This is a genomic window from Psychromonas sp. KJ10-5, assembly GCF_055808325.1.
Map to the genome: position 1 here is coordinate 1,024,309 of NZ_CM147864.1, position 11,291 is coordinate 1,035,599.

An 11,291-nucleotide genomic window follows, 5' to 3' on the forward strand; every position below is an offset into this window, starting at 1 on the left:
ACTTGATTGAAGGTTAATTCGCCGTTTTCCTCCCTCGAGGAATAATTAACGGCGTATTAGAAATAGGGTCAGATAAGATTAAACAGGATAACCCAAAGACTTGTTCAATTAGTGCTTCTGTGACTATTTCATTAGGCGAACCTGTCGCAATGATTTCACCAGCTTTTATCATGATTAAATGATCAGCATAGCGACAAGCATGATTAAGGTCGTGTAAGACTGCGACTAGAGTATGTCCTTGAATCTGATTAAGATCTTGAAATAGATCCATTAACTCGATTTGGTGAGCAATATCTAAATAGGTGGTGGGCTCGTCCAACAGCAATAGTGATGTTTCTTGTGCCAATGCCATTGCTACCCATACCCGTTGTCGTTGGCCACCGGACAATTGATCTACATTGAATTCTGCAAAATCGATGACTCCGGTTGCTTGCATTGCTAGTTCAACGGCTTGTTGATCTGCTTCAGACCATGGTTGAAACCACTTTTGATGAGGGAATCGACCACGGGAGACTAAGTCAATAACTTTAATTCCATCGGGGGCAATGGCTGATTGAGGTAATAAGCCTAACTTTTTAGCCACTTCTTTCGTTGATTGGTGGTGAATGTTCTCCCCATTCAATAAAATTTCACCAGATTGCGGCACTAATAAACGACTTAATGATCGTAATAGAGTCGATTTACCACATCCGTTGGGGCCAACAATAACGGTAAATTTACCCTGTGGAATATCAACGGTGAGGTCTTTGGCGATCACATTATCTTCATAGGCTAGCGTGACTGATTTTGTAGATAGCGCAGCTTGTGCAGTATGTGTCTCTGCTGTGTTTACAGCGCTTAGCTGAGAGGATTGTTGTGTCATTATTTACCTTCTCGAATAATCAAATAAACCAGGTATAGGCCACCTAAACTGATGGTGACAAGGCCGACAGGCAGTGTCGCGTTTTGCAAACCATGTTGAGCCATAAAGTCTGCACTCATGAGTAATAAAGCACCGACTAAAGCAGAGCCAACTAGGGTGATATGTCGTTGAGGATGTAATCGACGTGCTATTTGTGGAGCTGCGAGTGAAATAAAAGAGATTGGGCCTGTAATCGCTGTGGCAACTGCTGTTAAAGAGACACCGATTAACATAATGATTAATCGACTTTTATTCACTGAAATACCCAGTGCAGCGGCCGTATCATCGCCCATCTCTAACAATTTCATTCGGGTTTTAAGTAATAAGGCTAAGCCCACTAAAGCGACAATTAATAGGGTTGCCGGCATGATGCGTAACCAAGTCATGCCATTAAGTGATCCCGCACTCCAAAGTGCTGCTGTCATTGCTGTTTCTAATGACACGGTTAGCGATAGCCATTGATTAAAAGCGGTCAAGGTTGCACTGATGGCAATACCTACGATAATCAGTCTAAAACCTGAATGCCCATCTCGATACGCAAATAGATATACTAAAATCGCGGCACCTAAGCCACCAATTATTGCACCAATCACACTATACCAGTAAAGGTTTCCGAATAGGGCGATAGAGATAAGCACACCTGTAAAGGCCCCCACATTAAAGCCTGTAATATCTGGACTACCGAGTGGATTTCTAACTAATGATTGGAATACGCCACCACTAATGCCAAGTGCTGAACCAATGATCATCGCTGAGAATAATCTTGAAGCGCGCCATTGCCACACCACAATCGATTGATATTTATCTGCTTCACCGCTGATTAACTGCCAAATACCTTGCAGGTTATGAGCGATATCATCACCGATAAACAGCGTAAAATAGACTAAGATTAGCACAACAACGAGTCCTAAAATCTTAGTTAAAAAGTTGCCTACATTGGAGGTCATAAACTACTCGCTCCTTTTCGACGAACTAAATAAATAAGAATAGGTGCACCGATAAAAGCGGTGACAATAGATACTCTAAGCTCACCAACTACCAGTAAACGACCGATAATATCTGCAATAAGTAATAAACAAGGCGTTAGGATAAAGCTAAATGGGATAATCCAGCGTTGATCTGGGCCAACCATCCAACGCGCAATATGAGGCATCATTAAACTCACAAATCCTATTGGGCCAGCTGCAGCGGTGGCTGCACCGCATAATAAAGTAATGGTAATTAATCCAACAATTTGTACTCGAATAGGGTTGCTTCCAAGAGTAGCAGCTAAAGCGTCACCTAAACCAAATGCGTTTAATGCAGGTGTAATAGTTAAGGCTAATAAACATCCGACGATAACAACCGGAGCAATATATAAAGGCACAGATAGGGTGCGGATATCTAGACTTCCTACACTCCAAAATCGTATTTGATCGAAAGCTAGTGGATTAAATAAGGTTAAAGCAGAGCTAAGTCCGGCAAATACCGCGCCTAAGGCGATACCCGCTAAGGTTAATTTTAGTGGGTCAACTTTACCGGCGCTGAGGCTTCCAATAGCAAATATTAATAAACTCGCTATTAACGACCCCAGTGCAGCATAAATGAAAAACTCGCTAAATTGTGTCGCCCCTAAAAAGACGACGGCGATAGCGACTGCTAAACTCGCGCCTAGGTTAATGCCGAGAATGCCAGGGTCAGCCAATGGGTTTCGTGTAATTGCTTGTATCAATGCGCCTGAAGTACCCAAGGCCATTCCTACAAATAATCCGTTTAAGGTTCTGGGTAAACGGCCTTCAAAGATAATCGTGCTGGTTAATCCTGATTGATTGGAAAATAGTACATGATAAATTTCACTAACGGATATGGGCTTAGCGCCAATACACAGGCTAGCAATCATGATCAGGCCTAATAGCATGATGCAAAAGATTAACAATTGGTAACGACTTGCCGTACTTTTTTTGATTTGGCAATTAGTCATTGTTGCTACCAAATAGCGATTGTAGGCGACTTAATAAATTGCTTGCACTGTAATAGTCCAGTCTAAAAGTATCGCTACCTACTGCGTATACCTGTTTATTTTCAACTGCTTGATTAGATTGTAGAAAAGGATTGTCTAATACTTGTTGTTCTATTGCTTTTTCAGCTGCAAATAACAGAATGGATTTTCCTGTTACGGCATCTGGGAATCGCTCTCCTTTGGCAATAATAATATCATTGCGAACACCCATACTAATGTCTCCTTTGATTGATTCAGGGACAGTGGCAAGGGTAAATCCTAAGGTTTCAAGTAAACGGCCTTGCGCTGATTGGCTTGTCCAAATACTCGCGCCACTATCATCTAGGGTATACACCATGGCAGTAGTGGGTTGTTCAGGCAGTGTAATATTTTGTTTCGTTTGTTCTACTTGTTGTTGAAATGAATTGATCACTGACTCGGCCTGAGTTTCTAATCCAAAGAGGTTTCCGAAGGTTTGTGCTAGTTGGAGCCAGCTTTTATCGTCGTAACGAATGACTAACGTTGGCGCGATATCTTTAAGTTGATCATATAAACGCATCGCAGAATCAGCACCAGTAGCAGAAATTATAATAACATCGGGTTGCGCTTTAATGATGGCTTCGGCATTGGGCTCACTTTGATATAAAGCTTTTAAACCACGTTGCTCAGCAATCGTGTCCCATTGACGCATAAATCCTTTTTCTGAAGCGACGTTGGTGTTAGGCATAGTTGCTCCAGAAGCAACTAAAGGCGCATCTATTGCGAGCAAAGTACCTGATAGGGTGACACTGGTAGAGACAATACGTTGCGGTGGTTTATCCAGCGTGATTAGCCCCTGTGATGTCATGATACTTCTTGGCCACCCAGAAGGATCTTTTTCTATTTGATCGATTGCTAATGTTGAACTGGTTTCCTGTGGATCACCGCAACTTGCTAATACAAGTCCTGTAAACACTATTAAAAAAGGGCGGACAAGCAATCGAATCATGTGTAACACCTTGAAAAAATAAAATGATTATATAGATTAATTCTTCTCTTTTATACTAATGAGAATCATTAATATTAATGAATTTACCTAATCACTTATTAAGGTGGTAACTAATTGTTCGGACAGTTTAAACTGGCAGATAAATTGACGACCTATATGCATCGCTTCCGATAGGTTTTGGCATAACGTTAAGGTCAGTTGTTTTGTTGTGAAATCTAACTCTGTCACCATAGCAACATCGAAATCAACATAGTGACTAAACGCTTTAAATATCGCTTTATATAAACTCTCTTTTGCTGAAAAAATCAAGGTAATTGCCTGTTCAAAGCTAATATGAGGGAGCATGATTTGGTATTCGCTCTGATCAACAACAATGTTATTCACTAAGCTATTAGCATCGCTTGTAGATAACCAATGTTCAATATCTATACCAATAAAATTATGGTTTTGTGATTTAGTGATAACACATAGCGCGGTATTTTTTGAGTGAGAGATAGAACCCAGTAAACCCGCGGGCCATGCAGGTGCTTTGTGCTCATCAATAGGAATATTTAAGCCTTTAACTCCTAGATGTTTCATGGCTATTTTAGCTAAGTAACGACCTGCCAAAAATTCGCTTTTACGCTTAGCGACGGCATTGTCTAATGAGCAGGGTAGCGGAATCTCTAGGGTGTTGAATTGGTCATTATTAAATCGGTTTGATGAAAAAGTACAACTTGCGATGACGATATGGCCAACATCTTGTATCGATACAGAGTCTGTATCGATACAAGTTGGGTTATCTATCAAAATGTTATTGGGACATTTTATATTTAACACTGAAAACCTTATTTTCCTAAGGTTGCACCGCCATCAATAACAATATCTTGTAATGTTATATGGTTGGCTTGTGAGGAGCATAGAAATACAATTGTCTCGGCAATATCGTCTGGCGTCGCTAACTTACCGAGTGGAATACCTGGTTTAAACTGTTCAGGAAATCCATTAATGGTATTCGCTTCACCGGTTTTATCTTGCCATAATGACCATTGCATCGGGGTTTGTGTCGAGCCTGGAGATACAACGTTACATCGAATTCCATATTCAGCAAGTTCAATACCCGCCACCATAGTTAAATTGGTTAATGCTGACTTAGAGGCGCTGTAAGCGGCCATTGCCATACGAGGCATGTGATTTGCATTTGACGAGACACTGACAATTGCGCCGGCATTAGCAGCCTTCATCACTGGAATCACTTGTTGCATTATATAAAATGCACCAGAGACGTTAACATCAAAAGTACGTTGCCATTGTTTACTGCTTAACTCAGTTATTTGTCCCATTTGTAAGATACCAGCAACATTCACTAATGCATCAATTTTATTTTCTGGTGTTAATAGCGATTGGCAAGCTTCTTTGACTGCTTGCTCATTACTAATATCTAGGGTGATTTGCGTTATTTTATTGTGTGTTTGATCGAAATGTTGATCAAAAGCAACTACATCAGCACCCAATTCCAGAAACATTTCAGCTGTTGCAGCACCAATACCTTGATTCGCACCTGTCACCCATACTTTTTTATTGTGCCATTGTTGAGAATTAGCCAATTGTTCTGCCATTTAAGCTTGTCCTTCTTGACCTGATGATTGGGATATAACTTGCCAGAAACCATCAACACTAGGTGTTTTAGCTAGGTCTACAAAGTTGGCATTGATACCTTGTTGCTGCCATTTAGAAATTAACGTCATTACTGCAACAGAATCTAATCCAAAATCCATCAGATTATCGTCATCTTGTAGCTCATCAGCATCTTCAATAAAGGGCGCTATCTGAGCGCGCAAACTTGATTTAGTGAATGCAATATTAGGTTCTGTATTCACAGGGGTATTGATAAGGTGATCTTTACTGACCACTCTTCCGGCATTTCTAGCAATATAGTTGAGCGCTAATAAGTGGTCTTCTCGACTGAAATCAGCAATACCATCAGCGACTAAAAATGGTTTTATATCATTCATAAAGGCATCAACACCTGTTTGCATTACCCCGATATGACCATAAATACCACAGATAAGCAGTTGATCGCGCGATGAGTTATCCATCATCTCTTTGAGCGGAGAACGATAAAATGCACTGTAACGCCACTTGGTTAATACAATATCGTCTTGGTCTGGATATAAAGCATCAATAATAGGTTGTTTTTCTGGATGCTCTGGTAAACCTTTTCCCCACATATCATTGAGTAAAGCACGATCCCCCTCTGGTTGTTGTTGTGGTTGTGCGGTGTAATATACTGGGATATTGTTAGCCTTACAGTATTGCTTCAGCTCGGCAATATGCTTTACGACTTGGTCGATTAAGGCATTGTCTTGGCCATAAAACTCAACAAAATATTGTTGCATATCATGAATTAACAAGGCTGATTTGTGTGGTTCAAAAGGCCAAGATACTTTATTGCTTGGGATCTCTTCTGACGTTGGTAATGTATAAGCGGCAAGTGATTTAATAGACATAATTATCCTGTTATTCAGTAAGTTGTAGAGAAGTTAGTTCGCGTAAAGCTCGTTTGTCGATTTTACCTACGGCGGTTTTGGGTAAATTATCAACAAAGGTAATACGATCTGGAATTTTGTAAGATGCAACACCTTGCTCTCTTAAGAAGCGGCGAACATCTCTGGCTTTTATTGTTGATTTGTTAATGATGTAAGCGCAACTGCGTTCACCTAATACGGGATCTTCCATGGCGACTAATGCAACATCTGAAATAGCTGGAAGCTGTAACATCAGTTCCTCTACTTCTTGCGCATCAATTTTTTCGCCACCACGGTTTATTTGATCTTTATTACGACCCATTACAATTAAATAGCCGGTTTCAGTTTGTTGAACTAAGTCTCCGCTGCAATAAAAACCGTGCTCATCAAAAGCTCGGCTATTCGCGATAGGGGCGTTGTAATAACCTCTGAAGGTATAAGGGCCACGTGTCCATAACGCGCCGACTTCACCTTGTTTGACTGGGTTTCCTGATTCATCAAGTATTTTAATTTCGTCACAAGGGGACATAGGTTTACCTTGTGTATGAGTGATATGCCATTGGTTGTCAGTAAAGAGGGTGTAATTGACTAATCCTTCAGCCATGCCAAACACTTGTTGTAATTTACATCCCAAAACAACACTGACTTTTTCTGCAATGGTGACGCTTAGTTTTGAACCACCAACTTGAATCAAATTTAGGGAAGCCAGTGCTTGGCTGCTGTGAGTATCGGTCACTGCATTTATCCAAAGATGTAACGCTGGTGGTACCAATGAAGTCATGTTTACTTGATGCTGTTTTATTAAAGCAAAACAAGTCGTTGGACTTGGATCTGGTGCCGTGACAACCGTACCGCCAGCAAAAAATACCCCCAGCGCTCCTGGTGAACTGAGTGTAAAGTTATGTGGTGCAGGTAGTGCGCATAAATAGATACAATCAGATGAAAGTTGGCAGACTACTGCACTTTGTCTGATGCTGTAATAATAATCATTGTGTGTGCGAGGGATCAATTTCGGGGTGCCGGTACTCCCGCCTGACAATTGAAAGAAAGCCACTTGATCGGCTGCAGTATGCTGATTAATTTTATCTGCGTGTTTACCGTTCAATAATAATGCAGGTTGTTCATCAAGCCAGCGCATATCAGCAGTTACACTGTTATTTGAACTCGCCGCTATTACGGGTGAAACTAATAAAGCTTCACAGTTTTCTGTTCCGTATTGCGCTAATTTAGCGAGTAATGTGGTTTGTTGATCTTGACTCTCTAATAAAGGATGCTCTGTTGATAAGATATATAAAGCTGGATTAAGTTGTTGAGCAAATGCCATTAATTCATGGGAGCTATGATTGAACAATGCATTAACTGCTGCGATGCCGCATTTTAATAGCGCGAAATACACAATATAAAATTCAGCACTGTTTGGCAATTGAACCAATGCCGTTGATCCTGCTGGGATACCTTTTAAGGCTATTTCTGCTGCGAGTTGATTACTTAATGCTTCAACTTGGTGGTAAGTGAAGGATCTATTGTTACAAATAATCGCTGTTTTATGCCCATTATCTGTCAGCTGTCCCTCGATGATATGGGTTAATGGTTGGTGATTCCAATAACCTTTCTTAACATAGTCATTGGCAAATTTTTCAGGCCATGGAGTAAATTGAATTGTCATTAGAGTGCCATCGCCTGTGTAGATTGTTGAGGTTCATTAGCTGCATTAAAACCAAGGGCGGTCAGCATGGTATTTAATTTTGCTTCTGTTTCATTAAATTCAGCAGCGGGGTCTGAGCCTTGTACTATACCTGCTCCAGCGTAAAGCCGAATTGAGTTTTGTTGAATCACACCACAACGAATAGTCACTACCCACTCTCCATTTCCATCGGCATCCATCCAGCCAACAGCACCACAAAATTGTGCTCGTTCATAGCCTTCTAAGTGTTGGATAGTGGCTTTAGCTAGATGAGCAGGTGTCCCGCAAATAGCAGGCGTAGGATGAAGTGCATAGGCAAGATCAAGCGCTGAAGTATTTTCTGATGTTAGGGTGCCATCAATTTTCGTCGACAAGTGAATCATTGCCGATGTTTCGATGATTGAAGGGGCTTTGGGGTTATTTAGTTGATCGCAAAATGGTTTAAGGTTTTGATATACCGCCTCAGCGACTAATTTATGCTCAAAACGATCTTTTGTACATGACCATAGTTCTTCAGAAAGCTGCTCATTTTGTTTTGTTATGGCTGTGCGTTTTCTGGAACCTGCTAATGGGTTGCTACTGACTTGATTACCTTGTTTTTTAACTAATAGTTCTGGACTCGCACCGACTAAGATACTGCCATTAGATTGTGGAATTGAAAAAACATAGGCAGAAGGGTTTTGCTGATATAAAACTCGCGCCATGCTTTGCGCATTTAAAGTTTCTGAAGTTTGTACATCAATGGCTCTAGATAAAACTACTTTATCCAATTGTGTATTTTCAGATAGAGATAGGGCTTTATTCACGGCACCTTTAAAATGTTGTTCTCCGGTTACTTGCGATAATGAAATTAGTTTTGTTGCATTACTTTCTGAGTTCTCTGAACTCGAGTCAAAATTGTCAGAATATACACTGTTATTTGGGATAAAAAATTCTGTTTTCTGAGTAATATCAAATGGGATTGAACCGATAGCGATAGGGTTGTCATGACCCATTTTTTTTAATTCTTTTAAATGACTTTTAACAGATGTTATGAATTCAGAAGTGTTTAATCCTTCATTTGAAAGTGTTTTTTTGATACCTGTAGCAGTTAATATTTTATGTTGAGAAGTGAAAATGAACTGTACTTCAGACTGGTTGCTTTGCTGCGTAACATTTTTTTGATCAAGGTTTTCAGTATTCATTAGTAGGTTCCCCTTTAAACTGAATGCTTATTTTTTAAAATCAATGAAAGCTCATAAGTTATTAATTAATATAAATAAAATTGAACTTAGTTATTTACTGTATTACTAAGTTTCAATATTTACTTTAATTTTAAAAATGATGAGTGCATTAAAATGCTAGCATTATTTTTAACAATAGATCAATCGAATTAATAATTATTATCATTTGCGATCGAAATTGTTTTGTGTGTACAATCCACTTCTTTTTTGCGAATGGTTAAAAATATATTTCGCATATTTATTTGATTTTTTATCTCAGGATGAGTCTATGACTTTAGAAAATAGTGCAGCAAAGCCAACCAGTAATTGGGTCGTAAGGTTAGCTTTTTTGATAAATATAATATCGCTTGGCGGTTTTATGATGGTGGTGCCTTTAGGGCCTGATTTAGTGAAGAGTATTGATCTGAATCCTGCGCATATTGGTTACTTAATCGGTGGAGCGATGTTTGGATCTGCGTTATTAACTTGGTTATTGGCTGATCAGCTTGATAAATATGATCGAAAATCAATATTGGTACTATTTTTATTATTAAGAGGCCTGTGTTTAATCGCCTGTGGATTTGCCTCCTCTCCCTTAGCATTGATTATTTTGTTTACTTTATCGGGTAGTTTTACTGGACCTGCTTCATCGGTACTAATGGCTGCTGTGATTGATGTGACACCACCGCCAAACCGCGGACGAGTGATGGCCTTTATCGGTAGTGCTTTTTCTATCGCTGCGATCTTAATGGTGCCATTATCCTTGCTAGTTTCTTTGTATTTTTCATGGCAAATTAACTTTTGGATATTTGGTGGGTTAGGTATATTACTGGCTTTGTTGTGTGTAATAGTTTTTCCTTCAATGACTGCGCATATTCAATCAGGGAATGCTGCAAAACAGAAAGCTGTTTCGCTATTATTGTCACAATTAAAAGTTAAAATAGCGCTGTTAGTTGTTGCAATTCAGATACTTGCTCACTTCTTGATCATCAGTAATTTCTCTGCTTATTTTCAGTTTAATCTTGCATTTCCTCGAGAGGATATGTCTGCATTATATTTTGGAGGTGGTATTGCTAGTTTTATTATTTTGCAGTTCACTGGCAAACTATTTGATAAAGGCATTCGTCACCAGTTACATATCGTTAGTGCATTAATGGTTGCGTTATCTCTGTACCTTATTTTTATCGCAACACCACAAGTGAATGAATTGTTTGTCCTTTTTGCATTAATGATGACGGTTAGTACGGTGAGAATGAGTGCCACAACAAGTATCATCAGCCATCTACCTGCACCACCACAACGTGCCGCTTTTATGTCCATTAATAATAGTGTTAGCAATGTTGCTTCTGGGGCTGCAGGGTTTTTATCTGCAGCGTTATTGACTACTACTGTAGATAATAAAATTGTCGGTATGGATTGGGTTGCTATGATTAGTATTCTATTAACTATTGCTGCGCCAATTATTTTGTGGCGATGGGTAAATCATGACTCTCTAGTAACCGATTCTCATCATCAAGCCACACCGCTAGCTAAAAATTAATTATATATGATAAGAGGAAAATTTTTTCTCTTATCAATCAACACAATGTCGATCTAATACCTCACTAATATTGATAAATGCTTATGCCGATATAGGGATAATTGTATTTAAATATCAGTTGATAGTGATAATCATTAAGTTTTTTGGTGTTTGTGACATTTAACCATAACCATTAATGATTGAAGTTAATGGTTTAACAACTCAGCCTGTTAAGGTTTTAAGGATAAAAAATGCAAAATGAATATATCAATCCATTTGATAATACTGACCATCAATTCTTTGTATTAATTAATGATAAACAACAACAGAGTTTATGGCCAACCTTCACTGATGTGCCAAAGGGCTGGCACGTATTGTTTGGGCCTGAGCAGCGAGAGAAGTGTATGGCATTTCTATTATCGGCGTCGTCTTAATAGGTCGTTTTTGAAAATAGCGTTAAACAATCATTATGAAAAATAGACCTGATAAACGAGTATGCCTTGCTTATCATC

11 protein-coding genes are annotated in these 11,291 nt (G+C 39.3%); 2 read left to right on the forward strand and 9 right to left on the reverse strand.

What is annotated here, in order from left to right:
* Positions 1 to 13: 13 nt before the first annotated feature.
* From AC0L3W_RS04685 to AC0L3W_RS04725, 9 genes are all read right to left on the reverse strand, one after another.
* Positions 14 to 862 carry an ABC transporter ATP-binding protein gene (locus AC0L3W_RS04685; protein ID WP_409439558.1) on the reverse strand — a complete coding sequence of 283 codons (849 nt, stop codon included), beginning with the start codon at positions 860 to 862 and terminating at the stop codon, positions 14 to 16.
* On the reverse strand, positions 862 to 1,848 hold the full coding sequence (locus tag AC0L3W_RS04690; protein WP_409439557.1) for a FecCD family ABC transporter permease: 987 nt from the start codon (positions 1,846 to 1,848) through the stop codon (positions 862 to 864). The genes AC0L3W_RS04685 and AC0L3W_RS04690 overlap by 1 nt, the downstream gene beginning before the upstream one ends.
* Positions 1,845 to 2,861, reverse strand: a complete 1,017-nt coding sequence (locus AC0L3W_RS04695; protein WP_409439556.1) for a Fe(3+)-siderophore ABC transporter permease — start codon at positions 2,859 to 2,861, stop codon at positions 1,845 to 1,847. The genes AC0L3W_RS04690 and AC0L3W_RS04695 overlap by 4 nt, the downstream gene beginning before the upstream one ends.
* Positions 2,854 to 3,867, reverse strand: coding sequence for a Fe2+-enterobactin ABC transporter substrate-binding protein (gene fepB / locus AC0L3W_RS04700; protein ID WP_409439555.1), 1,014 nt, complete (start codon positions 3,865 to 3,867; stop codon positions 2,854 to 2,856). The genes AC0L3W_RS04695 and fepB overlap by 8 nt, the downstream gene beginning before the upstream one ends.
* An 87-nt stretch (positions 3,868 to 3,954) precedes the next feature.
* Positions 3,955 to 4,686, reverse strand: a complete 732-nt coding sequence (locus AC0L3W_RS04705; RefSeq protein WP_409439554.1) for a 4'-phosphopantetheinyl transferase family protein — start codon at positions 4,684 to 4,686, stop codon at positions 3,955 to 3,957.
* 8 nt (positions 4,687 to 4,694) lie between these two features.
* Positions 4,695 to 5,465, reverse strand: coding sequence for a 2,3-dihydro-2,3-dihydroxybenzoate dehydrogenase (gene dhbA / locus AC0L3W_RS04710; protein WP_290038298.1), 771 nt, complete (start codon positions 5,463 to 5,465; stop codon positions 4,695 to 4,697).
* Positions 5,466 to 6,356, reverse strand: a complete 891-nt coding sequence (locus AC0L3W_RS04715; protein ID WP_290038296.1) for an isochorismatase — start codon at positions 6,354 to 6,356, stop codon at positions 5,466 to 5,468. It lies immediately after the preceding gene.
* Between the two features lie 10 nt (positions 6,357 to 6,366).
* Entirely contained in the window at positions 6,367 to 8,040 is a 1,674-nt protein-coding gene (locus tag AC0L3W_RS04720; RefSeq protein WP_409439553.1) for a (2,3-dihydroxybenzoyl)adenylate synthase, read from the reverse strand.
* Positions 8,040 to 9,242 carry an isochorismate synthase gene (locus AC0L3W_RS04725; RefSeq protein ID WP_290038293.1) on the reverse strand — a complete coding sequence of 401 codons (1,203 nt, stop codon included), beginning with the start codon at positions 9,240 to 9,242 and terminating at the stop codon, positions 8,040 to 8,042. Before AC0L3W_RS04725 ends, AC0L3W_RS04720 begins: the two co-directional genes overlap by 1 nt.
* 307 nt (positions 9,243 to 9,549) lie before the next feature.
* Here AC0L3W_RS04725 and AC0L3W_RS04730 point away from each other — a divergent pair, with 307 nt between their 5' ends.
* Together AC0L3W_RS04730 and AC0L3W_RS04735 are read left to right on the forward strand one after the other, a co-directional pair.
* Positions 9,550 to 10,800, forward strand: a complete 1,251-nt coding sequence (locus tag AC0L3W_RS04730; RefSeq protein WP_409439552.1) for an MFS transporter — start codon at positions 9,550 to 9,552, stop codon at positions 10,798 to 10,800.
* A 230-nt stretch (positions 10,801 to 11,030) separates the two neighbouring features.
* Positions 11,031 to 11,213 (forward strand): MbtH family protein, encoded by a 183-nt coding sequence (locus AC0L3W_RS04735; RefSeq protein ID WP_290038289.1) that lies wholly within the window; start codon positions 11,031 to 11,033, stop codon positions 11,211 to 11,213.
* Positions 11,214 to 11,291 lie beyond the last annotated feature (78 nt).

Bases quoted from the DNA above. Each gene is read 5' to 3' on its own strand.
- AC0L3W_RS04720 (WP_409439553.1), bottom strand. From the start codon at position 8,040: ATGACAATTCAATTTACTCCATGGCCTGAAAAATTTGCCAATGACTAT.
- AC0L3W_RS04725 (WP_290038293.1), bottom strand. From the start codon at position 9,242: ATGAATACTGAAAACCTTGATCAAAAAAATGTTACGCAGCAAAGCAAC.
- AC0L3W_RS04685 (WP_409439558.1), bottom strand. From the start codon at position 862: ATGACACAACAATCCTCTCAGCTAAGCGCTGTAAACACAGCAGAGACA.
- fepB (WP_409439555.1), bottom strand. From the start codon at position 3,867: ATGATTCGATTGCTTGTCCGCCCTTTTTTAATAGTGTTTACAGGACTT.
- AC0L3W_RS04730 (WP_409439552.1), top strand. From the start codon at position 9,550: ATGACTTTAGAAAATAGTGCAGCAAAGCCAACCAGTAATTGGGTCGTA.
- dhbA (WP_290038298.1), bottom strand. From the start codon at position 5,465: ATGGCAGAACAATTGGCTAATTCTCAACAATGGCACAATAAAAAAGTA.
- AC0L3W_RS04695 (WP_409439556.1), bottom strand. From the start codon at position 2,861: ATGACTAATTGCCAAATCAAAAAAAGTACGGCAAGTCGTTACCAATTG.
- AC0L3W_RS04690 (WP_409439557.1), bottom strand. From the start codon at position 1,848: ATGACCTCCAATGTAGGCAACTTTTTAACTAAGATTTTAGGACTCGTT.
- AC0L3W_RS04715 (WP_290038296.1), bottom strand. From the start codon at position 6,356: ATGTCTATTAAATCACTTGCCGCTTATACATTACCAACGTCAGAAGAG.
- AC0L3W_RS04735 (WP_290038289.1), top strand. From the start codon at position 11,031: ATGCAAAATGAATATATCAATCCATTTGATAATACTGACCATCAATTC.